The organism is Kribbella voronezhensis (assembly GCF_004365175.1).
GTDB classification, from domain to species: domain Bacteria; phylum Actinomycetota; class Actinomycetes; order Propionibacteriales; family Kribbellaceae; genus Kribbella; species Kribbella voronezhensis.
In genome coordinates, this window is sequence record NZ_SOCE01000001.1 from 4,685,133 (window position 1) to 4,712,041 (window position 26,909).

Here is a 26,909-nt window from a genome sequence, read left to right on the forward strand (position 1 = left end):
GCCGAACCGGAATCGACAACCGCCGGCAACATTCGTGCTGATCAGATCCTGCCGTAGTGGACCCGGGATCCGCCGAACACGGCGCGGAACAGCCTAGGTCTGCGGTCGCAAGGCGCGCCCGGCGACGACGAAGGCGCAGATCGCCAGCGGAACCTCGAGCAGAACGGCCTCGGCCAGGGAGAGGGCGTGATCGGCACCGGCCGCCGAGGTGCTCACGTCGAACCAGGCGTCGGCGAGCAGGAGCGTGCCGGTCGCGACGGCGGTCAGGGCGGCTCGAGCGTCCTGCTTGCGCAGCAGGTACGCCGTGAGGCCGGCAGCCACCGCGGTGCCGCAGTCGAGGCCGATCCAGGTGAGCTTCCAGTGGTCGGCCTGGTACGTCGACGGCAGCGTGGCCGCGAGGATCAGACACCAGGGCAGCAGTACCGCGGCGACTCCGGCGGCCACCAGAGCGGCGAGGCCGCCGGGTGAGCGGCGCGGGCGGATCCGTCCGTCGAGCCGGCCCTCGGCCAGGTAGTCGTCCAAGGCCTCGGCCACCCGGTCGTCGATCGCGTCGCCGAGCGGGCCCGGCAGTGTGCCGGACAGTGCGCCGTCCTTGCGGAGCAGACGGTCGGGGCGGGAAAGCGCGGTGGTCGTCATGGCTACGAGACTTCCGAAGATCGGTGCCCGGCACAGTGCGGCCAGCCCACGAAGGCGACGGGGGGATAACCCCCGGTCGAATCGGTGGTTTCCCTCATCCCGCCGCACCGCACGGACCAGTAAATTGTTGCCTGCGGCCACACGCCAGCCCGATCCGACGGCGGCCACCAGACAAGGAGGTGCCGAGCGATGGCGACCAGCGCCGTGAGTCCTGTTCCTCGCGCACCCTGGCGGCTCTGGCGTTCGCCGTACCTGTGGCTCGCCACTGTTCACCTGCTCGGCGACGCCGTCGTCGTCCTGGTCGTAGGTCTGCTGGTCCTGGTGACGCTGGTCGTGGCTGTGCTCGCACTGCCCCTGGCCTACTTCGGCATTCGGCTGACGGTCAGCGCGACCAGGGTCGTGTACCACGCCGGCAGCTGGGAACGCAGCCGGGCAAGGATCACCCGCAACCAGGTGATCCCTCCGGTGTTCCCACCGGCTCGTTCGGCATCGGCTGTTCAGGATTGCTGGATCGCTCTGACCGACCGTGTTTTGTGGCGGCAGTTCGGCTACTTCGTCCTCCTGTTCGGCATGGCGTGTGCCGGCATCCCGGCGATCGTGCTGGCCTGGTCCGTGCCGCCGGTGCTGATCGCGTTGCCGTTCTACTACTCGGGCTGGGCGGCTGAACGGTCGCAGCTCGGACCGTTCGAGATCGACAGCTTGACCAAGGCCGGCGTGGTCGGCGTGCTCGCGCTCCTCTTCCTGCTCTTCGTGTCACCACTGCTGATCCGCGGCCTGTCCGCGGTCGACGGCCTCCTGGTCCGCAACCTGCTCGGCGCCTCGGCCACCGGCGCACTGGCCAAGCGGGTCGATCAGCTGGTCGAGAGCCGGCAACAGGTGGTCAACTCGGTGGAGGCCGAGCGGCGCCGGATGGAACGCGATCTGCACGACGGCGCCCAGCAACGGCTGGTCTCGCTGGCGATGACGCTGGGCCGCGCCCGCAGTCGGCTGGGCAAGTCGAACCCCGGCGTGCTGGAGCTGATCGAACAAGCGCATGCCGAGGCGATGCAGGCGATCACCGAGCTGCGGGATCTCACCCGCGGACTGCATCCGCCGGTGCTGACCGACCGAGGGCTGGATGCGGCCATCTCCGCGGTGGCGGCTCGGGCGCCCTTCCCGGTCCGCGTCGACATCCGCGTCCCGGTCAGGCCGTCGCTGACGATCGAGTCGATCGTGTACTTCGTCGTCACCGAGTCGCTCACCAACATCGCCAAACATGCCCAGGCGGCTCGGGCCGCGATCCGGATCATCCGGGTGGGTGACCGCCTTCGGCTGGTGGTGACCGACGACGGCCGCGGTGGCGCCGATCCGGATCGGGGCACCGGCCTGCAAGGCCTGATCGATCGCGTTTCCGGCGTGGACGGGGATTTCTCGGTGGTCAGCCCGATCGGCGGGCCGACCGTGGTGACGGTGGAGGTGCCATGCGGGTAGTGATCGCGGAGGACTCGGTGCTGCTGCGCGAGGGGATCGTCCGCCTGCTCGAGGAGCAGGAGTGCGAAGTGGTGGCCGCCGTCGGCGACGCCGACCAACTCCTCAAGGCCGTGGACGAGTACCAGCCCGACGTCTGCGTGGTCGACGTCCGGATGCCGCCGAGCTTCACCGACGAAGGGCTGCGCGCCGCGCTCGTGATCCGGCAGCAGTCGCCGCAGATCGGGGTGCTCGTGCTCTCGCAGTACGTTGAAGAGCGGTATGCGAGCGAGCTGATCGGCAACAACCCCGGTGGGGTGGGCTACCTGCTCAAGGACCGGGTCGGGGACGTCGACCAGTTCATCGAGGGCCTGCGCCGGGTCGCCGAGGGTGGGGCCGCGCTCGACCCGGAGGTGATCTCGCAACTGCTCGTCCGCTCCCGCAGAGCCGACCCGCTGGCGGTGCTCAGTCCACGCGAGCAGGACGTATTGCGGGCGATGGCCGAAGGGCGCTCCAACACGGGCATCGCGAAAGAGCTGGTGGTCGGCGAAGGGGCGGTCGAGAAGCACATCAGCAACATCTTCGCCAAGCTCGGCCTGGCTGCGGCCGACGGCGAACACCGCAGGGTCCTGGCCGTGCTCAAGTTCCTGGAGTCCTGATGAGGAAGGCACAGCGGAGAATGCTGCAACTGGGCCTGATCCCGGTGCTCGCCCTGGTGCTCGGCGGTGCCGCGGTCACGGTCTCAACGATCCGCGGCAAGCTCGACTACAACTACGCCACAACCTACGACCAGCCGCTCGACGCGGTGACCATCACGGCGAACGTGGTGACCGCAGTCGCTCCCAGCGCCGACGGCAAGGTGCACATCGCGCTGAGCGGGACGTACACGGGCGCGCCACCGACGATCGCCGTACGGAAGCCGGAGCCGGGCTCGCACGGGTTGGAGATCAGCGCGGACTGCGAAGGCTCCGGTTGCCGCCTGGCCCTGGCCGTCGAGTTGCCGAGCGCCACCCGACTGTCCGTCGGCGCGTCAGGAACGTCGGTCGAGCTGCGTCAGCTGACGGGCGCCGTCCACGTCACTGTCGACGACGGGTCGGTGAACGGGACACGGCTGGGCAGCGACTCGGTCTCGGTCAGCGCGCAGAGCGGCTCAGTGGACCTCGGGTTCGACCGGGCGCCGAGCAACGTCGAGGTGACCAGCAGCAACGGTTCCATCCAGGTGCTACTGCCGCGGACAGCGACGTACGCGATCGACGCCGCCGCTGACTACGGCTCCACCGAGCTCAACGTGAACAACGACCTGAGTTCGCCCAACCAGCTTCACCTTCGCAGCAGCAACGGCAGCATCACCGTCGACTCCCGCTGACGTGGTCAGATGATTGCCCAGAGCAACGATGCCATTCCGAAACCGACCAGGGACAGGACGGTTTCCAGGACCGACCAGGTCAGCAGGGTCTCCTTGACCGTCATGTTGAAGTACTTCGCGACGATCCAGAAACCGCCGTCGTTCACGTGGCTGAGGATGATCGAGCCGGCGCAGATCGCGGCGGCGATCAGCGCCAGGTGAGCCTGGGAGTAACCATCGGCGGTGAGCAACGGGCCGACGATCCCGCCGGTGGTGACGATGGCGACGGTCGCCGAGCCCTGCGCGATCCGCAGACCGCACGAGATCACGTAAGCCAGCAGCAGCACCGGCAGCCCCGCGCTCGACAAGCTCGTGGCCAACGCGGCACCGACGCCGGTAGCCGAGATGACCGCGCCGAAGAACGCGCCCGCGCCGACGACCAGCAGGATCATGCCGACCGGCTTCAGCGAGTTGCTCGACAGTTCGCTGAACTCGGCGTTGGTCATCCCACGGCGTACGCCGAGCAGGTAGTAGGCCAGCAGGACGGCGAGCAGCAGCGCGACGGCCGGGTTGCCGAGGAAGGTCAGCACACTGAGCAGATCGCGGTGCGGGTCGAGGATCAGCGTGCCGAAGGTCGCGCCGAGGATCAGCACCAGCGGCAGCAGGATCACCGCGAGTACCAGGCCGAGCGACGGTTCCGGCTTCTCGGCACCGTCCTGCGTCTTCTCGGCGATGACGAACTCGTCCGGCACAGACACCGGGACGCGCGGGGCGATGTAGAGCGGCCAGAGGACGCCGGCCACCGCGAAGGCGGGCAGCCCGCAGGCGAGTCCGATGATGATCAGCCAGCCCATGTCCACATGCAGCAACCCGGCGACGGCCGTCGGACCGGGGTGCGGCGGCAGGAACGCGTGCGTCATCGAGAGACCCGCGAGCACCGGCAACGCGTAGAGCACGAGCGACTTGCCACCACGCTTCGCCGCGACGTACACGAGTGGAGCGAGCACGAAGATGCCGATGTCGAAGAAGACCGGGATGCCGAAGATCAGGCCGACCAGACCCATCGCGACCGGCGTACCCTTCGGGCCGAACAGCCGCAGCAGCCGGCGGCTGAGCACGTCCGCGCCGCCGGACCGCTCCAGCAGGGCGCCGAGCACGGTGCCCAGGCCGATGATCACGGCGATGTGGCCGAGGATGCCGCCGAAGCCCTTCTCCAGCACGGAATCACTCGACTTGAGTGCCGTACCGACGATCTGCCGGACGTTCAGGCCGGCCGCCAGCGCCAGGAACAGGCCGGTGGCGAGCAGCGAGATGAACGGTTCGAGCTTGATCTTGATGATCAGGAACAACAGCAGCGCGATGGCCACCAGACACAGCAGCAACAGGCCTGCCGTGTCGTGGTGCAGCCAGTCGATGGCACCGGACATGGGGACACTCCAGGGGCTAGCAGGGGCGGGGGCAAGTCAGCAAGGAGGCAGCGGGGAACTACAGGCAGCGCGGGGAGCTATAGGGCGGCGCAGAAGGTCGTGGCCTTTGCGGTGATGTCCGACCAGCGGGCGGCCTCCACGTCGGCGGGGGACACGACGTCCGTACCGGCGCTGACCGCGAGCGCGCCGGCATCGAGGAACTGCCGGGCGTTACCGGCGTTCACCCCGCCGGACGGAACCAGCGGTACGCCGGGGAACGGCCCGCCGAGGTCTTTCAGATATTTCGGTCCCAGTTGGTGCGCCGGGAAGATCTTGACCGCGTCCGAGCCCAGCGCCAGCGCCGTCATCACTTCGGACGGCGTGAACGCACCGAGGACGACCGGGATCCCCGCGGCGTGCGCGGCCGCCGCGATCGCGGAGGCCTCAAGCCCTTGACCCGGCGTCACGATGAACTGGGCGCCCGAATCGACCGCCTGCTTGGCCTGCGCAGCCGTCTGCACAGTCCCGGCACCCACCACCGCGCCGGTCTCGGCCGCGGTCGACGCCGCCCGCTCCAGATGCCGGGGGAGGTCCGGCGTGGTGAAGGTCAGCTCGATCACATGGATGCCGCCGGCAACCAGAGCCTCGCAGAGGTCGCGCGCATCGTCGATCGCCGGCGCGCGGACGACGCTCAGTACGCGGTCTTGGCGGAGCAGGTCCAGAGTGCTCATCAGTTTCCTTCGCTAGGGGTACGACGGATGGCGCGGCCGGGCAGTTCGCCGGTACGCCGTCCGCCGGCGATGACGGGGACACCGTTGACCAGGACCCAGGGAATCCCTTCGGCCTGCTGGCGCGGGTTGTCGAAGGTCGCGGCGTCGCGGACAGCCAGCGGATCGAAGAGCACCAGATCGGCGTGGTACCCCGGCCGGACCAGTCCTCGATCGGCAAGCCGTAACCGCCGGGCCGGCCGCCCGGTCAGGTGGTGAATGCAGTCGGCCAGCTCGAGAACACCCAGCTCACGGACGTAGTACGCGAGATAGCGCGGGAACGTCCCCCAGGCCCGTGGATGCGGTTTGCCGCCGACCAGGATCCCGTCCGAACCACCCGTGTGGGTGGGATGCCGCATGATCGCCTGCACGTTCTCCTCGTGGCCGACGTGCTGCAGGATCGTGGTCGCCAGGTTGTCCCTGATCAGCAGATCGAAGAACACCCAGGACGGCGGCTTGCCGATCCCGGCCGCGATCTCGGCGATCGTGTTGCCGACCGCACCGGACAGCGTCTCGTTCTTCACCCCGCCGATCTCGATCGTGTTCCAGTCGGTCACGCAGCCATGGCACCCATCGGTCCCGACCTGCTCCAACTCGAAGGTGATCCGCTCCCGATCAGCCGGGTCGGCGAGCCGCGCCAGCAGCGCGTCCGGGCCGCCCTCGGCGGTCCAGCTCGGCAGGATCGCGGCCAGAGTGGTTGCCCCCGGCAAGTAGGGATAGGTGTCGGTGGTGATGTCCACGCCGTCGGCCAGGCCCGCATCGATCAGTGCGAGCAGGTCGGCTCCGCGGCCCCGGTTCGGCTCGAAGTTCATCGTCGCGTGGGTGAGATGCAGCGCGCAGCCGGCCTCTTGGGCGACGTCGATCATTTCGCCGTACGCCTCCAGTGCTCCCTTGCCGTACGAGCGCTGGTGCGGGCTGTAGTAGCCGCCGTACGACGCGACCACGCGGCAGAGCTCCACCAGTTCGGCGGTGTCGGCGAACATCCCCGGCGTATAGGTGAGGCCACTGCTCATGCCGGTGGCGCCCTCCTCCAGACCGATAGCCAGGAGACGTTTCATCTCGTCGAGCTCGACGCGGGTGGCCGGGCGGTTCGCCGTACCGACGACCATCATCCGCAGGGTGCCCTGCGGGACCAGGTACGCCGCGTTGCATGCGATCCCCTGGTCGAGGCGGTCCAGATACCCGCCGACCGTGAACCAGGAGAAGTCGAAGTCGTCCGGTTCGCCGTTCCAGCCGGCGATCTGGCGGCGCACTGCGGCCCGGGTCGGATCGTCGATCGGGGCGAACGACAGGCCGTCCTGGCCGAGCACCTCCAGGGTGACGCCCTGAGAAACCTTGGCCAGATGGTCCGGGTTCGCGAGGATCTGCAGGTCGGAGTGCGCGTGCATGTCGATGAAGCCGGGCGACAAGGCCAACCCGTCGGCGTCGATCGTCGTCCGGGCCGCTGCGGGCAAGTCGTTGCCGACGGCTACGATCCGGCCGGCGTCGATGGCGACGTCCGCGCGGACCCCGGGGGCGCCGGTGCCGTCGTACACCGTCGCGCCGGTGATCAGCAACTCGGCCATCAGAAGAAGGTGCGGATCAGGTCGACCACGACGGGGTCGTCGGCATCCGGGTCGTCGATGACCGGGATCAGGCCCCACTTGTCGAACGCCGTACAGGGGTGGGACAGGCCGACTCGCAGTTCGTCGCCGATCTGCACGGCGTCCGCGCCGAAGGTGAGGAACCCGTGCTGGTCGTTCATCTTGGTGACGGTCATCCCCTCGACCCGGCGGACCGCGTCGCCCGGCTGGCGCGGGCGAAGGAGCTGCGGCTCGGGCAGGTTCTCGTCGAAGGGCAGGTCGCGCTTGCCGGCGTCGAAGATCGCCAACCCTGGTTCGGGTTGCGAGGTGATCCGGATCCAGCCGTGCATCGCCGGCACGAGCCGTTCGCCGTCGGTCCGGGGCGCTTCTCCGAGCGGGGAGATCTCGCGGTAGTACCCGTCGTCGTGCGCGATGTACGCGCCGGAGCGGATCACCACGCGGGCGCCGGTCGAGGTGAGTGGGCTGAGCACCTGGGCCACCTGCTCGAAGTACGCGCTTCCGCCCGCGCTGACCACCGGCACCAGGCCGTCGTCGTACCGGCCCTCCTCCTGCAGGCGGGTGTGGACCGCGGCGAGGTCGCGCAGGTACGCCCGGACGTGTTCGAGCCCGGCCTCGTCCGCGCCGTGAGCGATCGCGCCCTCATATCCGGCGACACCGGCAAGCCGAAGGGTTGGCGAAGCCTCGATGGCGGCGGCGACTTCAAGCGCTGTCTCCGCACCTCGTGCCCCTGTACGGCCGCCGACGCCACCGACCTCGACCAGTACGTCGAGCCGGCGCGCGCCCGCTTCGACGTACGCCGACCGGGCCGCCTCCATGATCTCGACGGTGCGGACCGAGTCGGCCCACACCATCACCTCGAACGCTTCGTCGGCGGCGAGCTCGTCGGCGATCCAGCGCAACTGCAGCGGGGAGATCACGGCATTCGCGATCATCACCCGGCTGACCCCGAAGGCCCGAGCGACGCTCAGCTGGAATGCGTTGGCGAACGTCATACCCCAGGCGCCGGCCTCGAGCTGGGTGGCCCAGAGTGCGGGGGACATCGTCGTTTTGCCGTGCGGCGCGATCTCGACGCCGTGCGCTGAGCACCAGCGAGCCATCGTCTCGACGTTGTGCCGCAGGCCAGGCGCGGACAGAGTGAGCAGGGGAGTCGGCAGGTCGGACAGCCGCGGTTTGCCGGCCACTACTTCGGCGACGGTCCGGCCCCAGAACGCCGGCGGCAGAGCTTTGTCCCGCCAGCTCACCGGCTTGTCGGCCAGGGCTGCGACGGCGGCGGCATCGTACGAAGCTGACATGGCTTCCCTCTGATCGGTAGTGCAGAATCCATGTTGCGCATGTTGCAACGATCGTTGCGCATTCTGACGTATCGGTTGTAGCATCGCGATGGAACTTCCGTCAACGACAGCTGCCCGAGAGGACTGCCGATGGTCGAGGTGGTACCTCGGGCGATCTGCCTCGGCGAGGCGATGATCATGCTCGCCGGCGAGACCGGTGCCCCGCTGGAGGATGTCGAGACGTTCCGGCGCTCCGTCGGTGGTGCCGAGTGCAACGTCGCGGGCGGGCTGGCGGCGCTCGGTGTCCCGACCGGCTGGGTCTCGCGACTCGGAGTCGACGGCTTCGGTCGTCACGTTCTGCGCGACCTGCAGACCCGCGGCGTCGAGGTCGGTGGAGTCGAGGACGACCCAGTGCGGCCTACTGGGCTCTACGTGAAGCACACCATCGGCGGCCGCACCCGCATGCACTACTACCGCTCCGGCTCGGCCGCCGCCGCAATGGATGCGACCTTCCTCGACCGACCGGCAGTGCGCAACAGGCTGGTCGGTGCGGAGCTCGTGCACACCACTGGGATCACCGCCGCCATCTCCACGACAGCGGCCGAGTTGCTGGACCGGCTGGCTGCACTGCGGGATTCGCTCGGTTTCACGCTGAGCGTCGACCTGAACTGGCGTCCGGCGCTGTGGCGCGACACGGACCCCGCGCCGCTCTGGCGGTTGCTGCGGGCTGCCGATGTGGTGCTGATCGGCGCGGACGAGGCGATGCTCTTCGCAGGGACCAGCGATCCCGCAGAGCTTCGGCAGTTGCTCGGTCCGCGCTCGACGCTCGTGGTGAAGTCCGATGCGCACGTAGCACTCGCGCTGGAGCCGAGCGGTCGTAGCACTACGGTTCCGGCGCTCACTGTCGACGTGGTGGAGCCGGTCGGAGCAGGGGACGCCTTCGCTGCTGGGTACTTGGCCGGCACGCTGCAGCGGTTGCCGATGGAGCAGAGGCTTCGCCTGGGGCACCTGAGCGCAGCGGCCGTTCTTGCGGTGCCGGACGATCACGCTGCGCCGCCGGAGTCCGTAGTACGGGATGCTTTGCTGCGCTGTTCCGATGAGGACTGGGCGCGTACTGAGGTTGGTGCTGCGGGCATCAGTTCGCCGGCGTTGGTGGGAGGGGCCGTATGAGTCAGAGCCTGGCCAGAGCGCTGCAGATCCTGGTGAGCCTCGGAGAAGGCGACCGCTCGCTGGACGAGCTGGCCACCGAGCTGGACGTGCACAAGACGACGGTGCTGCGACTGCTGCGGACGATGGAGGTCGAGCGCTTCGTACGCCGTGACCGGGCCCACCGGTATCGGTTGGGCTCGCGCCTGTTCTCCTTGGCCGACACGGCGCGCGAGCAACACGTCGTACGGGCTGTTGCCGCACCTCACCTGCGCCAGCTGAACCAGAAGACCGGGCAGACGGTGCACCTGGCGGCGTACGAGAACGGGCAGGTCATCTACATCGACAAGCTCGACAGCGTGCAGTCGGTCCGGATGTACTCGCAGGTCGGCGTACCAGCGGCACTGCACTGTACGGCGGTCGGCAAGGTGCTCCTGGCAGCTCAGCCGAAGCGGCAGCGGGAGGCTCTGCTGACCACCATCGAGTACAGGCAGTTCACCCCCAACACGATCACCGACCCGGACGCGCTACGCGACGAACTCGACCTGGTCCGGGCGCAAGGCTGGGCGCACGACCGCGCCGAACACGAGTCGTTCATCAACTGCATCGGGGCACCGATCAAGGAACGGTCCGGCCGGGTGGTCGGGGCGGTCTCCGTGTCGGTGCCGGACGTTCTGCTCAACTACGAGCAGGTGCTGGAACTGTTGCCGGACCTGCTCGCCACGACGGCCGCCATCGCCGCCGACTACAACTGACAACTCACCGAGGAAAGGCTGTTTCCAGATGTCCTCCAAGACCGTCATCTCCACGCCCGACGCCCCCACGCCGATGCCCGTGTTCTCCCAGGGGGTGCGCAAGGGCGGCATCCTGCAGGTGTCCGGCCAGGGTTCGGTCGACCCGGCCAGCGGCGAGTTCGTCTTCGAAGGTGACGTGAAGGCGCAGACCACCCGGGTCCTGCAGAACATCGAGGCGATCCTGAAGGCCGGCGGCGCCACCTTCGACGACGTCGTGATGCTGCGCGTCTACCTCACCACCCGCGAGCACTTCGCTCCCATGAACGAGGCGTACGCCGAGTTCGTCGGCGCCCGCACCCCCAGCGGCGTCCTCCCGTCCCGCACCACCGTCTTCACCGGCCTCCCGCTGGAACAAATGCTGGTAGAAATCGACGCCCTCGCCGCCCTGGACTGATTGATGGTGTGAGATCACCTGTCCTGCCGGGTAGTTGCGGGTGGGAGCATGGGCGGGATGGGTGAGTCCCCGGGGTTGTTGAGGATTGCTCCTGCTGTCTATTTGCCGGCGTTGTTGTACGGCATCGGGCAAGGGGCGATTGCGCCGGTGGTGGCGTTGTCGGCGCGGGATCTCGGGGCCGCGGTGGCGACCGCTGGGTTGGTGGTGGCGGCGGCCGGGCTGGGGCAGGTGGTCGGGGACATTCCGGCCGGCGCGCTGACGACCCGGATCGGGGAGCGGCGGGCGATGCTCGGGGCGACCGGGCTGGTGTCGGTGGCGCTGGTCGCGTGTCTGGTCGTGCCCAACGTGTGGGGCCTCGCAGCGGCGATCTTCACGACCGGTCTCGCCGGAGCCGTCTGGGGATTGGCGCGCCAGGCGTATCTCAGCGAAGCCGTGCCGATCGAGCTCCGGGCTCGGGCCCTGTCCACCCTGGGTGGCGTCCAACGGATCGGGTCGTTCATCGGCCCGTTCCTGGGCGCCTTCGCGATGCGGTTTCTGGGCACCGACGGCGCCTACTGGGTCCACCTGGCCGGCGCGTTGCTGGCTTGCGTTGTCCTGCTCAGCCTCCCCGACATCGAGTCCGTACGCCGTGCGCGCACCGGCCGGCCGATCGTCGTACAGTCCACCCGCGCCGTCATCCGCGAGCACCTTCCCGTACTACGAACGCTCGGCGTCGGCGCACTTCTTGTCGGTGCCGTTCGCGCGTCCCGGCAAGTCGTCATCCCGCTCTGGGCCGAGCACATCGGCCTGGATCCGCAGACGACCAGCCTGATCTTCGGCGTCTCCGGCGCGGTCGACATGCTGCTCTTCTATCCAGCCGGCTCGGTGATGGACCGTTTCGGCCGCAAGTGGGTCGCCGTACCGTCGATGGCCGTCCTCGGCCTCGCCCATCTCCTGCTGCCGTTGACCCACTCGGCCGGAGCGTTGACCGCCGTCGCCTTGCTGATGGGCATCGGCAACGGCCTCGGCGCCGGCGTGATCATGACGCTCGGCGCGGACGCGTCCCCTCCGATCGGCCGGGCCCAGTTCCTCGGTGCCTTCCGCCTCTTCGCTGACACAGGCAATGGCGCCGGGCCGCTCCTGATCGCCGCCGTGACCGCACTGGCCGGCCTGGCCCCCGCAGTACTGGTCATGGGCCTGACCGGCTGGGCAGCAGCAACAGCCATGAGCCGCTGGATCCCACCCCATCCCGTCCGCCCCGACTGAGGCTGTGGAACCGATTTGGTACGTGGGTCACCGGCGGTTACTCTGGAGGCTGCCAAAGACCGCTGGTCGTTGCTCCCGGAGCAACTGAAGGTCCCACAAGCTCGTGGGCGGCCCGCGTAGGTGACAAGTCAGTGGAAGTCTCACGCCCTTGCGCCTGCGCAGGGGCGTTTTCGATGTTGAGGGTCCTGGCCGGTGTGGCAAAGAAGCCCAACCCTGATTTACGCAGGGCGGAAGGAGACCCATGGCGAGGCCGGACAAGGCTGCCGACGTCGCAGAGCTCACTGAGAACTTCAAGAGCTCCGCCGGCGCCGTGCTGACCGAGTACCGCGGACTCACCGTGGCGCAGTTGCGGCAGTTGCGCACTACGCTCGGTGACGACGTGAACTACGCCGTGGTGAAGAACACGCTGACCAAGATCGCGGCCAAGGACGCGGGAGTGGAGTCGTTCGACTCGCTGCTGCAGGGTCCGTCGGCCATCGCCTTCATCAAGGGCGACCCGGTGGTCGCGGCCAAGGGGCTGCGTGACTTCGCCAAGGCCAATCCCCTTCTCGTCATCAAGGGTGGTGTGCTGGATGGCAAGGCACTCAACTCTGACGAGATCAACAAGCTCGCTGACCTGGAGTCGCGTGAGGTCCTCCTCTCGAAGCTCGCAGGTGCGATGAAGGCGGCTCCGCAGCAAGCGGTGTCGCTGTTCGCTGCTCCGCTCGCGCAGGCTGCCCGCCTGTTCGCGGCGCTGCAGGACAAGCTGCCGGCCGAGGACGCCCCCGTGGCGGACGAGGCTCCGGCTGCCGAGGCCGTGCAGGACGCACCGGCCGACGCACCTGCCGAGGAGACGAGCACCGAGGAGACCGCGTCAGCCGACAGCTGACCCGTTCACTTCACGCAGGACCCCATTCAGTAATCACCTAGCTACACGTTAAGGAAGGACCGCCAAAATGGCGAAGCTCAGCACCGAAGAGCTGCTCGGTCAGTTCAAGGACCTCACCCTGCTCGAGCTCTCTGAGTTCGTGAAGGCCTTCGAGGAGGAGTTCGGCGTGACCGCCGCTGCTCCGGTTGCGGTTGCCGCGGCTCCGGCCGCCGGCGGCGGCGCGGCGGCCGAAGAGGCTGTCGAGCAGGACGAGTTCGACGTCGTCCTGGAGTCGGCCGGCGACAAGAAGATCCAGGTCATCAAGGAGGTGCGCGGTCTCACGAGCCTCGGCCTGAAGGAGGCCAAGGACCTCGTCGAGGGTGCGCCGAAGGCCATCCTGGAGAAGGTCGACAAGGCTGCCGCGGAGAAGGCCAAGGAGGCCCTCGAGGGCGCCGGCGCCACCGTCACCCTGAAGTGACCCGTGCGGCCCAGCCGCACACGTAGTACCTGAGAAGGGCGGTCCCGCAAGGGGCCGCCCTTCTTTGCGTGCAACGGTGAAGTTCAGGCGCGGACAGCCGTACGCCGGACGAGTTGCAGCAGCCAGTGGCGTCCGGGGGCACCTATATATCTGTGCGCCCCCTCCGCGATCAGCACGGTGAAGCCGATCCAGCCGAGGGCGAGCAACGCGTCGGACAGAGTGCCGGCATGGACCGGCCCGAATCCTTGGATCACCACAGTCTTCAAGAGGAACATGGCGTAGCCGAGCACCCCGAGCCGGACCAGCACCGGCCCGGCCAGCACTGCCGAGACGCGAGTGCGGGTGAGCACGCTGAGAATCAGCAGCCCGAGCGGCACCGACCAGAGCACGCTGTACCGCACTGCGCTGCTGGAGCCGAACGCGAGCACGACCGCCACTGCATAGACGACGACAGCGCCCTGCACGAAGTACGCCGTACGCCGGCTCAGCCGGAACCCGTTGACCGCCAGGCCGGCCAGCACCATCCCCAGCACCAGGTCAGGGATCCACACCAGTGGATTGCGGTAGAGCCAGTCGTCGGAGCCAGTGCCGAGCCGTAACGCCAGTACGACGAGTTGCACGGCCAGTGCGCAGACCGCGGCCCTGGCTGGGTCGGCAGCGACGACTCGGGTCAGCGCGGGATACACGGCGTACAGGACGAGCGCAGTACCGAGGTACCAGGTTTGTGGGCCGAGAACGGATCGGGCCCATTCGCCACCGTTCAATCTGCTCAGGACGAGCACCCCGGCGCCGATCACGACGAACAGCGGTCCCAGTCGGGCGATCCTGGCAACCGCATAGCGGCTCAGCGAACGCCCAGGACTCAGTGTCGGGTAGTTGTAGAAGAGAACGAAGCCGGACAGTAGGAAGAAGAACGGCACCCCCAGTGAGCCTGCGGCGACCAGGTGATGCAGCCACGGGGGAGCGGTCCGCCACACGCCTACCTGAGAGGCGACGACGCCCAGTGCGGCGAGCCCTCGTAACCCTGTCAGCGCGAGGATCTCGGGCCGCGGGTGACGCAGTACCGCGCCCTGTTCGACCGATGTGAGACCTGTCACGCCGACACCTCGGACGGCGTACGCTCTGTGACCAGTTGCCGAGTGGTGTGCCGCTGGACGACCCGTAGTACAGCCCGCCGAGCCGGTACTTCGACCAGCCGGTGCGCGCCTTCCCCGACGAGCAGGCAAAGACCGACGACGACGGCCACCGACGCGTACGTGGCCCAGCCGGACGGATTGGTCAGCAGATCGAACCGGTCCTTCCCCAGATACGGCAGCAACGGCCGGTGGGTCAGGTAGACGGCGTAACTCGCAGTACCGAGCGTCACCAGGGCACGGGTGGAGAAGAACCGCGACAGCCACGCGTCAGGCGCTGCCGCCAGTGACAGCAGCAGTACTGCGAACGGCACGGACCACATCGCCCCGTAGAACGCAGGCAGCTCCCAGTCGGCGTGGCCAGGGCCCAGCGCTGCGACGACGAACACGACGACAACGCACGCGACCTGCAACCAACCAGCGATCCGGGTTCGCAGCCGAAGACCACGCAGCAGCAGGAAAGCGAGCGACAGCCCGATCACGAACTCGGACAGCCTCGGCAACGGATTCCGGTAGAGCCAGCGGTGTCCGGAGGAAGGGTCCTCCACCGACAGATGCGCCCAGCCCTCCGCGGTGAACAACACGACCAACAGCACCTGTACTGCGAACGCGAACGCGATCACCGCGACCAGCCCGACCGCGCCGAATCGCTTGGAAACAAGGGCGATCACCGGGATCAGCAGCGGGAACAGCGCGTACAGGAACACCTCTACGCAGATCGACCAGCCCGGCGGGTTGTAGCTCGCCTGGCCGATCGCGTAGTCACCCGACCAGCTCTGGATCGCCAGGACGTGCCGCCACAGTGCCTCCTGCGGTACGCCGCGAGCCGCTCGCTGCAGGACAAGGAAGAGCAGCACTGCCCAGTACAGCGGCATCACGCGGGCGATCCGGGCCAGGTAGAACCGCCACAGACGGGTGCCCGACAGCACCGTCAGCGACGAGTAGTTCCAGCCGAGTACCAGCCCGGACAGCATGAAGAACAGCGGTACGCCGATGTAGCCCGACGCGGCCAGATTGCGCAGCGGCTCCGGCGCGGTCGCCGGTAACCCGATGTGATGGATCACCACCGCGAGGGCGGCGGCGGCCCGGACACCGGTCAACGCTAAGATCTCCGAGCGCGGATGCGGGAGCTGGTCACCGTGCTGCGGCGAGGCGATGCCTTGCGGCAGGGCGTCAGGCAAGCGCGGCCGCAGGCGGTTCAACCAAGTCGCTGGCCGCGGCACTGTTCCTCCGGCAAATCGGGCTCTTCGCCACCTCGAAGGGCAGACGCGCAGGACTGTACCCGACCGGGCCGGTCCAGACCGGTGGCCGGGCCGGAGGCGCCGTGATCGGCCGGACGGAGCGTGATCAGAGCGTGACTCATCGGTCACCGACACTTGACATCCGGGGGTTACGTAATAAGTGACTCGTGCGTAACCTAGGGCACCGCGCCCTCGTTGGACCGTCGAAAGCGTCGTCGGTCGGGGCCGAGAAGTACCCGTTGAGGAGGACCGGTGGGCGTAGAAGTCCGCGTCGAAGGGCTGACCAAGTCCTTCGGAAGTCAGCTGATCTGGGGCGACGTGTCCCTGACGCTGCCTGCCGGCGAGATCTGCGTGATGCTCGGCCCTTCCGGTACCGGTAAGTCCGTTTTCCTGAAGACGCTGATCGGTCTGCTCAAGCCGGACCAGGGCCACGTCTTCATCGAGGGCACCGACATCGCCACCTGCAGCGAGCGCGAGCTGTACGAGATCCGCCGCCTGTTCGGCGTGCTGTTCCAGGACGGCGCGATGTTCGGCTCGATGAACCTCTACGACAACGTCGCCTTCCCGCTCCGCGAGCACACCAAGAAGTCCGAGTCCGACATCCGTTCCATCGTGATGGAGAAGATGGAGATGGTCGGCCTGGTCGGCGCGGAGAAGAAGCTGCCCGGCGAGATCTCCGGCGGGATGCGCAAGCGGGCCGGGCTGGCCCGCGCGCTGGTCCTCGACCCGCAGATCCTGCTCGTCGACGAGCCCGACTCCGGCCTCGACCCGGTCCGCACCTCGTTCCTGAACCAGGTGATGATCGACCTGAACGAGGCCTTCGGCGCCACCTTCCTGATCGTCACCCACGACGTGAACACCGCTCGCACGGTGCCGGACAACATCGGGATGCTCTACCACAAGCACCTGGCGATGTTCGGGCCGCGCGAGATGCTGCTGTCCAGCGAGGAGCCGGTGATCCGGCAGTTCCTGAACGCGCAGATGATCGGCCCGATCGGGATGTCCGAGGAGAAGGACGCCGAGGAGCTCGCCGCCGAGGCCGACCAGGAGCTGCCACCGCTGCCGCCGATCCCGCTCCAGCAGCTGCCGAGCAGCGGGATGCTCCGGCCGAACCAGCGGCCGCCGGGTCAGTGGTGTGCGGAGAACGGCGTGACTCCGCCGCCCGGATCCTTCGCGACCGCCACGGTGGGGGCCACGTGACCGTCAGCGCCACCGCCCCGCTGAAGCACGCCGGCAACCTGTTCGCCTTCGCGCTGGACACCGCCCGGGCTTCGGTCCGCCGGCCGTTCCAGCTGCGCGAGTTCCTGCAGCAGGCCTGGTTCGTCGCCAGCGTGACGATCATCCCGACCGCACTGGTCGCGATCCCGTTCGGCGCGGTGATCGCGCTGCAGGTCGGCGGGCTGATCAAGCAGTTCGGCGCCCAGGCGTTCACCGGCTCGGCCGCCGTCCTGGCCGTCGTCCGGGAGGCCTCGCCGATCGCGACCGCGCTGCTGATCGCGGGTGCGGGTGGCTCGGCGATCTGCGCCGATCTGGGTTCGCGCAAGATCCGCGAGGAGCTCGACGCGATGATGGTGCTCGGGATCGACCCGATCCAGCGCCTCGTCGTACCGCGCGTGCTGGCCACGATGCTGGTCGCGTTCTTCCTGAACGGCTTCGTCAGCGTGGTCGGCGTGATGGGCGGCTACGTCTTCAACGTGGTCCTGCAGGACGGGACGCCGGGCAGCTACATCGCCTCGTTCACCGCGCTCGCCCATCTGCCCGACCTGTGGCAGGGCCAGGCGAAGGCGCTCGTGTTCGGGTTCCTGGCCGCGGTCGTTGCCTCGTACAAGGGCATGAACGCCGGTGGTGGCCCGAAGGGCGTCGGTGACGCCGTGAACCAGTCGGTCGTCATCACCTTCATGCTGCTGTTCGTCGCGAACTTCTCGATGACGGCGATCTACTTCCAGCTCGTTCCGCCGAAGGGGGCCTGACATGTCGGCCCTGGACTACCTGGTCAAGAAGCCGCTGAACTCGCTCGACCACCTCGGTGAGCAGCTGGCCTTCTACATCAAGGCCTTGGCCTGGTCGGGCAAGTCGGTCACCCGGTACCGCCGGGAGATCCTCCGCCTGCTGGCCGAGGTGACGCTCGGCACCGGCGCGCTCGCCGTCATCGGCGGCACGGTCGGCGTGATCACCTTCCTCGCCTTCTTCACCGGCACCGAGGTCGGCCTGCAGGGCTACTCGGCGCTGAACCAGATCGGCACGTCCGCCTTCGCCGGCTTCGTCAGCGCCTACATCAACACCCGCGAGATCGGCCCGCTGATCGCCGGGATCGCGCTCGCCGCGACCGTCGGCTGCGGCTTCACCGCCCAGCTCGGCGCGATGCGGATCAGCGAGGAGATCGACGCGCTCGAGGTGATGGCGATCCCGTCGCTGCCGTTCCTGGTCACCACCCGGATCATCGCCGGCCTGGTCGCCGTCATTCCCTTGTACGTCGTGGGGCTGCTCGCCTCGTACTTCGCCACCCGGCTGACCGTGACCACGTTCTACGGCCAGAGCACCGGGACGTACGACCATTACTTCCATCTGTTCCTGCCACCCGGCGACGTGCTCTGGTCCTTCGGCAAGGTGCTGGTCTTCGCCGTCCTGGTGATCCTGGTGCACTGCTACCACGGCTACCACGCGACCGGCGGCCCCGCGGGCGTCGGCGTCGCCGTGGGCCGCGCAGTACGGACGTCCATCGTCGTCATCAACGTGGTCGACCTGCTGCTGTCGATGGCGATCTGGGGTACGACGACCACGGTCAGGCTGGCGGGGTAGGCACATGACCAAACGCGTCCTCGGCACCGCCTTCATCGGGTTGCTCTGTTTCCTGCTCTGGCTCACCTACGCCTTCTACGCGAAGGTCTTCACCGACACGGTGACGGTCGAGCTGAAGACCAGCCACATCGGCCTGCAGCTGAACCGGCACGCGGACGTGAAGCTGCGCGGCATCATCGTCGGCGAGGTGAAGAAGGTCTCCACCGACGGTGACGAGGCGACGGTCGAGCTGGCCCTCAAGCCGGACCAGGTCAGCGAGATCTCCAGCCAGGTCAGCGCGCGGATCCTGCCGAAGACGCTGTTCGGCGAGAAGTACGTCGCGCTGGTGCCGCCGCAGGGCAGCGAGGGCCGGGCGATCCGGGCCGGCGACGTGATCTCCCGGGACAAGACCGCGGTCGGCATCGAGATCGAGAAGGTGCTGAACGACGCGTTGCCGCTGCTGCAGGCGGTCGACCCGGCCGATCTGAACGCGACGCTGAACACGCTGGCGACCGCGCTCGAGGGCCGGGGCACCGAGATCGCCAAGACGCTCACCCAGCTCGACGGGTACCTGAAGAAGCTGAACCCGAACGTGCCGAACCTGATCGCCGCGCTGACCAAGCTCACCCAGGTCTCGCAGATCTACGGCGACGTGACGCCGGACCTGGTCCGGGCCCTGCGCAACCTGACCATCACCGGCAACACCGTGGTGGAGAAGGAGCAGCAGTTGCAGAAGTTCTTCACCGACGTCCAGGCGCTGTCGACCACCGGCGACGGGTTCCTCAGGGAGAACGAGGACCGGGTGATCCGCCTCGGCGAGGTGAGCCGGCCGGTGCTGGACCTGCTGGAGCGATACTCACCGGAGTTCCCGTGTTTCCTCAAGGTGATGACCGACACCGCGCCGGTGCTGAACGACACGTTCCGCGACGGGGCGCTGCACATCAATCTGGAGCTGATCACCAACCAGCCCACGCCTTACCAGCCGAACGAGCTGCCGGCGTACAAGGATCACCGTGGGCCGACCTGCGTCGGCAAGAACTACAGCCACCCGGGATCGAAGCCCGGTCCCTACACGCAGGAGAACCCGGCGCCGTACATCACCGGTGACGACGGCGTGATCGGCGACCACAACAAGACCACCCGCTTCCCGCTGAACCTGACGCTGAACCGGGCGGCACCCGGCTTCGCGATGGACACCGGCGGCGCCGGTACGCCGGCCGAGCAGAAGGTGATCGACTCCTTCGCCGGCCCGGTGCTCGGGATGCCGGCCGACGACGTACCGGATCTGACCACCCTGATGATCGGCCCCCTCGTCCGTGGCGGGCAGGTGAACCTCAAATGAAGCTGTTCGACAAGAAGACGTCGTTGGACACCGTGCGGCTGGGGATCTTCGTGGTCGTCACGACGATCGCGACCGCCCTGCTGGCGGTCACCATCGGCAACATCAGCTTCAACGCGACCACGAAGTACCGGGCCGTGTTCACGGATGTGGTCGGGCTGAACAAGGGTGACGACATCCGGATCGCCGGGGTCCGGGTCGGCCAGGTCGACAAGATCGCCATCTACCAGGACAAGTACGCGATGGTGACCTTCAGCGTCGACTCCGACCAGTCGGTCGACACCACCACCCGGGCGACGCTGCGCTACCGCAACCTGGTCGGCAACCGCTACATCGCACTCACCGAGGGCGTCGGCGGCGGCACCCGGATGAAGAAGAACGGGATCATCGACAAGGACCGGACCGCGCCGGCGCTGGACCTGTCGGTGCTGTTCAACGGGTTCAAGCCGCTGTTCACCGCGCTCACCCCCGCCGACGTGAACCAGTTCGCCTTCGAGGTGATCAAGGTGCTGCAGGGCGAGGGCGGCACGATCGAGAGCCTGCTCGCCCGGACCGCGTCGCTGACCAGCACGCTGGCCGACTCCGACCAGGTGATCGGCGACCTGATCACCAACCTGACCTCGACCCTTCAGATCGTCTCGCAGCGCCAGCAGAACTTCTCCCAATTGCTGGTCAACCTGCAGCAGTTCATCACCGGCCTGAGCCAGGACATCAATCCGATCCTCGGCTCGCTCGGCTCGATCAACTCGCTGAACACCAAGACGGCCGGCCTGCTGCAGCAGACCCGGGTGCCGCTGAAGGCGGACCTGGACCGGCTCCGGACGGTGTCGACGACGCTGGACGACACCCAGGCGATCTGGGTGAAGACGCTGCAGTTCATGCCCGAGAAGCTGCAGACGATGACGCGGACCGCGCAGTACGGATCCTGGTTCAACTTCTTCCTCTGCGGCTTCGACGGCAACGTGACGCTGCCGCTCGGCACCCGGATCCCGGTGAGCTACGACAACAACTCGGCGAGGTGTGCCAAGTGAAGCCGTTCAGGGAACAGAACCAGGTCACGATCGGCGTGGTCGGGCTGACGATCATCGGGCTGATCATGCTGGCCGCCTTCAAGGCCCAGGACCTGCCGCTGATCGGCGGCGGCACCAAGTACTCCGCGCAGTTCTCCGAGGCCGGCGGGCTGAAGCCGAACGACGAGATCCGGGTCGCCGGCGTCCGGGTCGGCCAGGTCCGCAAGGTGGAACTGGAAGGCACCCACGTCCGGGTCGACTTCGTGGTGGACAAGGGCGTCAAGCTCGGCGACCGGACCGGTGCCGAGATGAAGATCAAGACCCTGCTCGGCCAGAAGTACCTCAAGCTGAACCCGGCGGGCGACGGCCAGCTCAAGGAGGGCACCGAGATCCCGCTGGACCGGACCATCTCGGCGTACGACGTGGTCGACGCGTTCACCGACCTCGCCAACACGACCGAGCGGATCGACACGGCCCAGCTGGCCAAGGCGCTCGACACCTTGTCCGCGACCTTCAAGAACACCCCCGAGGAGGTCCGTGCCTCGCTGGACGGGCTGTCCCGGTTGTCCCGCAACGTCGCCAAGCGCGACGAGGATCTGAAGAAGCTGCTGCAGCACTCCGACGTCGTCACGAAGATCCTTGCCGATCGCAACCAGCAGCTGATCAAGCTGCTGAAGGACGGCAACACGGTGTTCCAGGCGGTCCAGGCGCGGCGGGCGCTGATCCACGAGTTGCTGGTCTCGACGCAGAAGCTGGCCGCTCAGGTCAGCGCGCTGGTCCGGGAGAACCGCAAGGATCTGACCCCGACGCTGCAGAAGGTCAACGCCGTCCTGGCGATCCTGCTGAAGAACCAGAACGCTCTGGACGCCAGCATCCGGGGCCTCGCGCCGTACGCCCGGGTGTTCACGAACACGCTCGGCACCGGGCCGTGGTTCGACACCTACGTGCAGAACCTGGTGCCGGTGCCCGAGATCCCGCTGCCGAAGGTGCCGATCCCCGGCCTGCCGATCCTGGGAGGTGGCCGATGACGAAGGTGGCCGGCTTCTCCCGGCTGATCGCGATCGGTGTGGTGCTGGTGGTGATCGCCGTCAGCGCGATCGCGCTCTGGCCGCATCCGAAGCGAGTCAGCGCGACGGCGTACTTCCCGCGCGCGGTCAGCGTCTATCCGGGCTCGGACGTCCGGATCCTCGGCATCAAGGTCGGCGAGGTCGAGAGCGTCACGCCGGCCGGTCGCTCGGTCCGGGTGAAGTTCTGGTGGGAGGTCAAGCACAAGGTCCCCGCCGACGCGAAGGCCGTGATCGCCTCACCGTCGATCGTTGCCGACCGCTACATCCAGCTCACCCCGGCGTACTCCAAGGGCGCGGTGATGGCCGATGGCGCGCAGATCCCGCAGGAGCGCACCGCCGTACCGCTGGAGCTCGACCAGATCTACCAGAGCCTGAACGACCTGTCCGTCGCGCTCGGCCCGAAGGGTGCGAACGACCAGGGCGCGCTGTCACGCCTGCTCGATGTCTCCGCGGCGAACCTGAACGGCCAGGGCGCCAAGCTGAACCAGACCATCACCGATGTCTCGACGCTGACCCAGACCCTGGCCGGGAACTCCAAGAGCCTGTTCAGCACGGTCCGGCAGTTGCAGACCTTCGTCTCCGCGCTGGCCGCGAACGACACCCTGGTGAAGCAGTTCAACACCAACTTCGCCGCCACCTCGACCACGCTGGCGGGGGAGCGCAAGGATCTCGGCGCCGCGCTGTCCACGCTGGCGACGGCGCTCGGCGAGGTCGCGTCGTTCGTGAAGGACAACCGGGCGTTGCTCAAGACCACGATCTCCGGTGCCACCGACATCTCCCAGATCCTGGTTAAGGAGAAGGCGGCGCTGGCCGAGATCATGGACACCGCGCCACTCGGCCTGGGCAACCTGGCCCGGGTCTACAACCCCCAGTTCGGCACCCTGGACCAGCGGATCAACCTGGCCCAGCTGGACGATCCCGCCTCCTTCATCTGCTCGATCCTGCTCCAGGCGAACCAGCCGCTGTCGACCTGTTCGGCCCTGAAGGGGATCATCGACCTGCTGCCGAAGCTGCCACTGCTCGGCTCGATCACCGGCTCCGGCGGCCCGGCCGGTACGCCGTGGGCGCCGCCGCCACCGAAGAAGCTGCCGAGCCCGGACAACGTCGACGAGACCCTCGGCGGCCTGGTCCCGGGAGGCTCGCGATGAGGCGCCGTACTGCGGTAGTGGCGGGTGTGGTCGCGATGGCGACCCTGCTGACCGGCTGCGACTTCAGCGTCTACTCGCTGCCGTTGCCGGGTGGCGCCAAGATCAAGGGCCCGTCGTACACGGTCACGGTCGAGTTCGCCGACGTCCTGGACCTGGTGCCCAAGTCGTCGGTGAAGGTCGACGACGTCACCGTCGGCACCGTGCAGAAGGTCTGGCTCGAGGGCTATGTCGCCAAGGTCAAGATCAAGCTGCCGAAGAGCCTGGACCTGCCGGACAACACGCACGCGACGATCCGGCAGACCAGCCTGCTCGGCGAGAAGTTCGTCTCGCTGGCTCCGCCCACCGGGGACGAGAAGCCGCGCGGCAAGCTGGACAACGGTGAGCTGATCCCGCTGTCGCGGACCACCAGCAACGTCGAGGTCGAGGAAGTACTGTCCGCGCTCTCGCTGCTGCTGAACGGCGGTGGCGTCGCGCAACTGCAGATCATCACCCAGGAGCTGAACAAGGCGCTGACCGGCAACGAGCCGGCCATCAAGAGCGTGCTCACCCAGCTGAACACCTTCGTCGGCACGCTCGACCAGAACAAGCAGAAGATCGTCACCGCGATCACCGCAGTCGACGCGCTGGCCAAGAAGCTGAACGCGCAGAAGACGACGCTGGCGACCGCGATCGACTCGCTGCCGAAGTCGATCGCCACCTTGGACAAGCAACGCGCCGCCCTGGTCAAAACCCTGCAGGCGTTGAGCAAGCTGGGCAGCACCGCGACCCGGGTGATCACGGCCTCACAGAAGGATCTGGTCGCCAACCTGCAGTCCCTCTACCCGGTGCTGACCAAGCTGGCCGAGGCGGGGCAGAACCTGCCCAAGTCGCTCGAGCTGCTGCTCACCTATCCGTTCCCGGACGGGGCCGCGAAGGCGGTCAAGGGCGACTTCACCAACCTGGACATCACCCTCGACGTGAACACCCAGAAGGCGCTCAAGGGCCTGCTCGGACTCGGTCTGCCCACCACGGGGATCACGCTGCCGACGGTCGGGCTCAGCCTGCCGGTGCACAACTCGCCGCAGTTCCCGACGGGCAAGGGCACGGCCGGCCTGCCCCCGCTGCCGTTGCCGACCGGGACGGCGACCAGCTGCATCACGCTGCTCGGCCTGCCCGTCTGTACGCCGACGCTGAATCGGCCGGCCTTCGATCCTGAGCTGGCCAAGGTCCTGATGCCGGGGGTGGCCAAGTGATCACCAGAGGTGTCCGGATCCAGCTGATGGTGTTCCTGCTGATCACCGTCGTCGGTGTCGCCTTCGTCGGCGCGAAGTACGCGCAGGTCGACCGGCTGTTCTTCGACGACAGCTACACGGTCAGCGCCAGCTTCGCCGAGTCGGGCGGCATCTTCACCGGCGCCGAGGTGACGTACCGCGGCCAGCCGGTCGGCCGGGTCGGCCGGCTGAAGCTGCTGTCGGACGGCGTCGAGGTCGACCTCGACATCGACAAGAAGACGAAGATCCCGAACGACCTGCTCGCCGTGGTGGCGAACCGGTCCGCGATCGGCGAGCAGTACGTCGATCTGCAGCCGCGTCGCGAGGGTTCGCCGTACCTGAAGGACCACTCGAAGATCGCCCGCGCCGACACTGCGCTGCCGATCGACACCACCGAGCTGCTGCTGAACCTCGACCAACTGGTGAACTCGGTCGACAAGAACAGCCTCAAGACCACGGTCAAGGAGCTCGGCGACGCGCTGCGCGGCAAGGGCAGCGACCTGCAGAAGATCATCGACAGCTCCGGGCTGCTGATCAACGACGCCGACGCGAACATCCTGCAGACGATCAAGCTGATCAACGACGGCAACACCGTGCTCGCCACCCAGGTGGCCAGCGGTGACGCGATCAAGACCTGGGCGAAGAACCTGGCCCTGCTCTCCGACACGCTGGTCAGCTCGGACGCCAACCTGCGCAAGGTGATCGATCAGGGCTCGGGTGCCTCCGAGCAGCTCACCGCGCTCATCTCGGAGAACCGCGGCGACATCGCCGTACTGCTCGGGAACCTGCTGACCACGAGCGAGATGACCGCCGTCCGGCTTGACGCGGTGGAGCAGTTGCTGGTGGTCTACCCGGCCGTGGCGATGGGCGGCTACGTGGTACCGGCCAAGGACGAGGGGACCGGGCACTACGACGCCCACTTCGGGCTGGTGCTCGGTTTCAGCCCGCCCGCCTGCCGGGCCGGCTACGGCGGCACCGACTGGCGGGTTCCGCAAGACACCACCAGCAAGGCCGCGAACACCAAGGCCGGCTGTACGGCGTCGCCGGGCTCCGGCATCAACGTCCGCGGCTCGCAGAACAAGCCGTCGCCGTCGTCGCGCAACCTCAACCGCACCGGCTACGGGGTCGGCTACGATCCGGCGACCGGTGCCGCGGGCGGGACCGCAGGGATGCCGGATCTGGTCCTCGGCTCCACCGGCGGTCAGGCGGACCTGCTCGGCGCCGACTCCTGGAAGGCTCTTATCCTCGGTCCGGTGAGTGGAAAGTGACTTCTCGTACTTCCCGGCGCGGTCCGGTGATTCTGGCCTGGGCGCTCAGCGTGCTGCTCGTGGTCGCGCTCGGCGCGGCCGTTCTGTCCGGCGTGGCGCTCAGCCGTCAGCACAGCCGGGACAGTGAGCGGACCAGCGCGATGCAGGCCGCGCGGCAGTTGACGCTCGACTTCACGACGTACAAGTACAGCTCCTGGGACGCCGACGCGCAGCGGGTGCTGGACGGCTCGACCGGGCAGTTCAAGGAGGAGTTCGCGGCCGGCGCGAACCAGGTGAAGACCGAGGTGGTGACGAACCAGGCCACCTCGACCGGCGAAGTGGTGGAGGCCGCGGTGGTGTCGAACGACAAGGACTCGGCCCAGGTGCTGGTGATCGCGAACGCGGTCGTCACCAACACGGCCGCCAAGGACGGCGTCCAGCGGCGCTACCGGATCAAGCTCGACATGGTCCGGGAGAAGAACCGCTGGCTGACCGCCGACTTCCAGGTCGTGGGCTGATGCCGGACCGCTCGAGGAACCGCCCGCGGATCGCCGGCCAACGCCGTACCGGCGAGCCCCGCACCGGCGAGCCCCGTACTGCGGGCGCCACGCAGCTTCCGGTGGCCGACGACGCCGCGCCGGAGGCGCCGGAAGAGACCGTTTCCGACGTGGTAAGCGACACGATTGAAACGCCTGAAAGCGGGGTAGTCGCCGACTCCGACAGCGAACCGGTAACTACTGTCAGTGAGATCGAGGCCGCCGAAGAGCCTGCCGCGGCGAAGCGGCCGCTCGGTGCGGTGCTGTCCGCGCTGCTCGCCGTGGTGATCGTGCTGGTGCTCGCCGTGGCCGGGATCGTCGGGGTGAAGGCGCTCAAGGCCAAGCAGGCCGAGGACGCGCGCGGCCAGGCCGCGGCGGCCGGCCGGAAGGCCGCCGAGGTCGCCCTGAGCTACGACTACCGCTCGTTGGACAAGAGTTTCGCGGCGGCCCGGGCGACGATGACCCCCGATTTCGCGACCAAGTTCGACGCGACCGCGAAGGTGGCCGGCGAGCTGGCGACCAAGACCAAGGCGACCGTGCGGGCCGAGGTCCGCGAGGTCGGCGTACGGGACGGCAACGCCGACCGGGTGACGCTGGTGATCTTCGTGAACCAGACGACCACCAGCACGATCACGCAGGGTAAGCCCCGGGTCGACCTCAACCGGACCCGTTTCACGATGGTCCGAAACGGCGGCCAATGGCTGGTCCAGGAGATCGCCGGACTGTAGTCTCTTGCTGACTCCGGACAGGTCGTGCCGGGCGGCTCGCGGATGGATCTATCCGCTGGAGAACCCGGGTCGAT

General features: G+C 68.0%; 27 protein-coding genes. 20 read left to right on the forward strand and 7 right to left on the reverse strand.

Going from position 1 to position 26,909, the window contains the following annotated elements; all coding sequences use genetic code 11:
* Nucleotides 1-93 precede the first annotated feature (93 nt).
* Nucleotides 94-636 carry a hypothetical protein gene (locus EV138_RS21900; protein ID WP_202866792.1) on the reverse strand — a complete coding sequence of 181 codons (543 nt, stop codon included), beginning with the start codon at nucleotides 634-636 and terminating at the stop codon, nucleotides 94-96.
* A gap of 189 nt (nucleotides 637-825) precedes the next feature.
* Here EV138_RS21900 and EV138_RS21905 point away from each other — a divergent pair, with 189 nt between their 5' ends.
* The 3 genes from EV138_RS21905 to EV138_RS21915 are packed head-to-tail and all read left to right on the forward strand — an operon-like array spanning nucleotide 826 to nucleotide 3,448.
* Complete coding sequence (locus EV138_RS21905) at nucleotides 826-2,106, forward strand: sensor histidine kinase (protein ID WP_133980693.1); 1,281 nt, start codon at nucleotides 826-828, stop codon at nucleotides 2,104-2,106.
* Nucleotides 2,097-2,741: a response regulator transcription factor gene (locus tag EV138_RS21910; RefSeq protein ID WP_133980694.1), complete on the forward strand. Its 645-nt coding sequence runs from the start codon at nucleotides 2,097-2,099 to the stop codon at nucleotides 2,739-2,741. Before EV138_RS21905 ends, EV138_RS21910 begins: the two co-directional genes overlap by 10 nt.
* A complete protein-coding gene (locus EV138_RS21915; RefSeq protein ID WP_133980695.1) occupies nucleotides 2,741-3,448 on the forward strand; it encodes a DUF4097 family beta strand repeat-containing protein in 708 nt (235 codons plus the stop codon). Before EV138_RS21910 ends, EV138_RS21915 begins: the two co-directional genes overlap by 1 nt.
* A gap of 5 nt (nucleotides 3,449-3,453) precedes the next feature.
* Here the strand turns inward: EV138_RS21915 and EV138_RS21920 are convergent, their stop codons facing one another.
* The 4 genes from EV138_RS21920 to EV138_RS21935 all read right to left on the reverse strand — a co-directional run bounded on the left by EV138_RS21920 (nucleotide 3,454) and on the right by EV138_RS21935 (nucleotide 8,475).
* Nucleotides 3,454-4,854 carry a GntP family permease gene (locus tag EV138_RS21920; protein WP_133980696.1) on the reverse strand — a complete coding sequence of 467 codons (1,401 nt, stop codon included), beginning with the start codon at nucleotides 4,852-4,854 and terminating at the stop codon, nucleotides 3,454-3,456.
* A gap of 77 nt (nucleotides 4,855-4,931) precedes the next feature.
* On the reverse strand, nucleotides 4,932-5,564 hold the full coding sequence (locus EV138_RS21925) for a bifunctional 4-hydroxy-2-oxoglutarate aldolase/2-dehydro-3-deoxy-phosphogluconate aldolase (protein WP_133980697.1): 633 nt from the start codon (nucleotides 5,562-5,564) through the stop codon (nucleotides 4,932-4,934).
* Nucleotides 5,564-7,165: an N-acyl-D-amino-acid deacylase family protein gene (locus EV138_RS21930; protein ID WP_133980698.1), complete on the reverse strand. Its 1,602-nt coding sequence runs from the start codon at nucleotides 7,163-7,165 to the stop codon at nucleotides 5,564-5,566. Before EV138_RS21930 ends, EV138_RS21925 begins: the two co-directional genes overlap by 1 nt.
* Nucleotides 7,165-8,475 (reverse strand): type III PLP-dependent enzyme domain-containing protein, encoded by a 1,311-nt coding sequence (locus tag EV138_RS21935; protein ID WP_133980699.1) that lies wholly within the window; start codon nucleotides 8,473-8,475, stop codon nucleotides 7,165-7,167. The genes EV138_RS21930 and EV138_RS21935 overlap by 1 nt, the downstream gene beginning before the upstream one ends.
* Before the next feature lie 129 nt (nucleotides 8,476-8,604).
* Between EV138_RS21935 and EV138_RS21940 the strand changes: the two genes are divergently transcribed.
* The 6 genes from EV138_RS21940 to rplL all read left to right on the forward strand — a co-directional run bounded on the left by EV138_RS21940 (nucleotide 8,605) and on the right by rplL (nucleotide 13,358).
* Nucleotides 8,605-9,624 (forward strand): sugar kinase, encoded by a 1,020-nt coding sequence (locus EV138_RS21940; RefSeq protein WP_133980700.1) that lies wholly within the window; start codon nucleotides 8,605-8,607, stop codon nucleotides 9,622-9,624.
* Nucleotides 9,621-10,355, forward strand: a complete 735-nt coding sequence (locus tag EV138_RS21945; protein WP_133980701.1) for an IclR family transcriptional regulator — start codon at nucleotides 9,621-9,623, stop codon at nucleotides 10,353-10,355. The genes EV138_RS21940 and EV138_RS21945 overlap by 4 nt, the downstream gene beginning before the upstream one ends.
* A gap of 28 nt (nucleotides 10,356-10,383) precedes the next feature.
* Nucleotides 10,384-10,788 (forward strand): RidA family protein, encoded by a 405-nt coding sequence (locus EV138_RS21950; RefSeq protein ID WP_133980702.1) that lies wholly within the window; start codon nucleotides 10,384-10,386, stop codon nucleotides 10,786-10,788.
* A gap of 57 nt (nucleotides 10,789-10,845) precedes the next feature.
* Nucleotides 10,846-12,033, forward strand: coding sequence for an MFS transporter (locus EV138_RS21955; RefSeq protein ID WP_238158282.1), 1,188 nt, complete (start codon nucleotides 10,846-10,848; stop codon nucleotides 12,031-12,033).
* A 241-nt stretch (nucleotides 12,034-12,274) separates the two neighbouring features.
* Entirely contained in the window at nucleotides 12,275-12,901 is a 627-nt protein-coding gene (rplJ, locus tag EV138_RS21960) for a 50S ribosomal protein L10 (RefSeq protein ID WP_112243267.1), read from the forward strand.
* Between the two features lie 67 nt (nucleotides 12,902-12,968).
* Nucleotides 12,969-13,358 carry a 50S ribosomal protein L7/L12 gene (rplL, locus tag EV138_RS21965; protein ID WP_133980704.1) on the forward strand — a complete coding sequence of 130 codons (390 nt, stop codon included), beginning with the start codon at nucleotides 12,969-12,971 and terminating at the stop codon, nucleotides 13,356-13,358.
* A gap of 83 nt (nucleotides 13,359-13,441) precedes the next feature.
* Here rplL and EV138_RS21970 read toward each other — a convergent pair whose 3' ends face one another.
* Complete coding sequence (locus tag EV138_RS21970) at nucleotides 13,442-14,455, reverse strand: acyltransferase family protein (RefSeq protein WP_133980705.1); 1,014 nt, start codon at nucleotides 14,453-14,455, stop codon at nucleotides 13,442-13,444.
* The gene (locus EV138_RS21975; RefSeq protein ID WP_166678655.1) at nucleotides 14,452-15,591 is read right to left on the reverse strand and encodes an acyltransferase family protein; all 1,140 of its coding nucleotides are present in this window, start codon (nucleotides 15,589-15,591) and stop codon (nucleotides 14,452-14,454) included. Before EV138_RS21975 ends, EV138_RS21970 begins: the two co-directional genes overlap by 4 nt.
* Before the next feature lie 393 nt (nucleotides 15,592-15,984).
* On the opposite strand from EV138_RS21975, the gene EV138_RS21980 reads away from it, so the two are divergent.
* Genes EV138_RS21980 through EV138_RS22030 form a run of 11 tightly spaced genes read left to right on the forward strand, consistent with a single transcriptional unit; the run spans nucleotide 15,985 to nucleotide 26,835 of the window.
* Complete coding sequence (locus EV138_RS21980; protein ID WP_133980707.1) at nucleotides 15,985-16,932, forward strand: ABC transporter ATP-binding protein; 948 nt, start codon at nucleotides 15,985-15,987, stop codon at nucleotides 16,930-16,932.
* A complete protein-coding gene (locus EV138_RS21985) occupies nucleotides 16,929-17,702 on the forward strand; it encodes an MlaE family ABC transporter permease (protein ID WP_112243257.1) in 774 nt (257 codons plus the stop codon). The genes EV138_RS21980 and EV138_RS21985 overlap by 4 nt, the downstream gene beginning before the upstream one ends.
* 1 nt (nucleotide 17,703) lies before the next feature.
* The gene (locus EV138_RS21990) at nucleotides 17,704-18,531 is read left to right on the forward strand and encodes an MlaE family ABC transporter permease (protein WP_133980708.1); all 828 of its coding nucleotides are present in this window, start codon (nucleotides 17,704-17,706) and stop codon (nucleotides 18,529-18,531) included.
* Between the two features lie 4 nt (nucleotides 18,532-18,535).
* On the forward strand, nucleotides 18,536-19,852 hold the full coding sequence (locus EV138_RS21995; RefSeq protein ID WP_133980709.1) for an MCE family protein: 1,317 nt from the start codon (nucleotides 18,536-18,538) through the stop codon (nucleotides 19,850-19,852).
* The gene (locus EV138_RS22000) at nucleotides 19,849-20,880 is read left to right on the forward strand and encodes an MCE family protein (RefSeq protein ID WP_133980710.1); all 1,032 of its coding nucleotides are present in this window, start codon (nucleotides 19,849-19,851) and stop codon (nucleotides 20,878-20,880) included. Before EV138_RS21995 ends, EV138_RS22000 begins: the two co-directional genes overlap by 4 nt.
* Nucleotides 20,877-21,887, forward strand: coding sequence for an MCE family protein (locus EV138_RS22005; RefSeq protein WP_133980711.1), 1,011 nt, complete (start codon nucleotides 20,877-20,879; stop codon nucleotides 21,885-21,887). The genes EV138_RS22000 and EV138_RS22005 overlap by 4 nt, the downstream gene beginning before the upstream one ends.
* Complete coding sequence (locus EV138_RS22010; protein ID WP_133980712.1) at nucleotides 21,884-23,074, forward strand: MCE family protein; 1,191 nt, start codon at nucleotides 21,884-21,886, stop codon at nucleotides 23,072-23,074. The genes EV138_RS22005 and EV138_RS22010 overlap by 4 nt, the downstream gene beginning before the upstream one ends.
* Nucleotides 23,071-24,306, forward strand: a complete 1,236-nt coding sequence (locus EV138_RS22015; protein ID WP_133980713.1) for an MCE family protein — start codon at nucleotides 23,071-23,073, stop codon at nucleotides 24,304-24,306. The genes EV138_RS22010 and EV138_RS22015 overlap by 4 nt, the downstream gene beginning before the upstream one ends.
* Nucleotides 24,303-25,592 carry an MCE family protein gene (locus EV138_RS22020; RefSeq protein WP_133980714.1) on the forward strand — a complete coding sequence of 430 codons (1,290 nt, stop codon included), beginning with the start codon at nucleotides 24,303-24,305 and terminating at the stop codon, nucleotides 25,590-25,592. The genes EV138_RS22015 and EV138_RS22020 overlap by 4 nt, the downstream gene beginning before the upstream one ends.
* Nucleotides 25,589-26,089: an Rv1363c family protein gene (locus EV138_RS22025; protein WP_133980715.1), complete on the forward strand. Its 501-nt coding sequence runs from the start codon at nucleotides 25,589-25,591 to the stop codon at nucleotides 26,087-26,089. Before EV138_RS22020 ends, EV138_RS22025 begins: the two co-directional genes overlap by 4 nt.
* Complete coding sequence (locus EV138_RS22030) at nucleotides 26,089-26,835, forward strand: hypothetical protein (RefSeq protein WP_133980716.1); 747 nt, start codon at nucleotides 26,089-26,091, stop codon at nucleotides 26,833-26,835. The genes EV138_RS22025 and EV138_RS22030 overlap by 1 nt, the downstream gene beginning before the upstream one ends.
* Nucleotides 26,836-26,909 lie beyond the last annotated feature (74 nt).

Bases quoted from the DNA above. Each gene is read 5' to 3' on its own strand.
- rplL (WP_133980704.1), top strand. From the start codon at position 12,969: ATGGCGAAGCTCAGCACCGAAGAGCTGCTCGGTCAGTTCAAGGACCTC.
- EV138_RS21910 (WP_133980694.1), top strand. From the start codon at position 2,097: ATGCGGGTAGTGATCGCGGAGGACTCGGTGCTGCTGCGCGAGGGGATC.
- EV138_RS21935 (WP_133980699.1), bottom strand. From the start codon at position 8,475: ATGTCAGCTTCGTACGATGCCGCCGCCGTCGCAGCCCTGGCCGACAAG.
- EV138_RS21950 (WP_133980702.1), top strand. From the start codon at position 10,384: ATGTCCTCCAAGACCGTCATCTCCACGCCCGACGCCCCCACGCCGATG.
- EV138_RS21955 (WP_238158282.1), top strand. From the start codon at position 10,846: ATGGGTGAGTCCCCGGGGTTGTTGAGGATTGCTCCTGCTGTCTATTTG.
- EV138_RS22015 (WP_133980713.1), top strand. From the start codon at position 23,071: ATGAGGCGCCGTACTGCGGTAGTGGCGGGTGTGGTCGCGATGGCGACC.
- EV138_RS21995 (WP_133980709.1), top strand. From the start codon at position 18,536: ATGACCAAACGCGTCCTCGGCACCGCCTTCATCGGGTTGCTCTGTTTC.
- EV138_RS22010 (WP_133980712.1), top strand. From the start codon at position 21,884: ATGACGAAGGTGGCCGGCTTCTCCCGGCTGATCGCGATCGGTGTGGTG.
- EV138_RS21945 (WP_133980701.1), top strand. From the start codon at position 9,621: ATGAGTCAGAGCCTGGCCAGAGCGCTGCAGATCCTGGTGAGCCTCGGA.
- EV138_RS21940 (WP_133980700.1), top strand. From the start codon at position 8,605: ATGGTCGAGGTGGTACCTCGGGCGATCTGCCTCGGCGAGGCGATGATC.
- EV138_RS21900 (WP_202866792.1), bottom strand. From the start codon at position 636: ATGACGACCACCGCGCTTTCCCGCCCCGACCGTCTGCTCCGCAAGGAC.
- EV138_RS21925 (WP_133980697.1), bottom strand. From the start codon at position 5,564: ATGAGCACTCTGGACCTGCTCCGCCAAGACCGCGTACTGAGCGTCGTC.
- EV138_RS21930 (WP_133980698.1), bottom strand. From the start codon at position 7,165: ATGGCCGAGTTGCTGATCACCGGCGCGACGGTGTACGACGGCACCGGC.
- EV138_RS22000 (WP_133980710.1), top strand. From the start codon at position 19,849: ATGAAGCTGTTCGACAAGAAGACGTCGTTGGACACCGTGCGGCTGGGG.
- EV138_RS21905 (WP_133980693.1), top strand. From the start codon at position 826: ATGGCGACCAGCGCCGTGAGTCCTGTTCCTCGCGCACCCTGGCGGCTC.
- rplJ (WP_112243267.1), top strand. From the start codon at position 12,275: ATGGCGAGGCCGGACAAGGCTGCCGACGTCGCAGAGCTCACTGAGAAC.
- EV138_RS21920 (WP_133980696.1), bottom strand. From the start codon at position 4,854: ATGTCCGGTGCCATCGACTGGCTGCACCACGACACGGCAGGCCTGTTG.
- EV138_RS21990 (WP_133980708.1), top strand. From the start codon at position 17,704: ATGTCGGCCCTGGACTACCTGGTCAAGAAGCCGCTGAACTCGCTCGAC.
- EV138_RS22030 (WP_133980716.1), top strand. From the start codon at position 26,089: ATGCCGGACCGCTCGAGGAACCGCCCGCGGATCGCCGGCCAACGCCGT.
- EV138_RS21915 (WP_133980695.1), top strand. From the start codon at position 2,741: ATGAGGAAGGCACAGCGGAGAATGCTGCAACTGGGCCTGATCCCGGTG.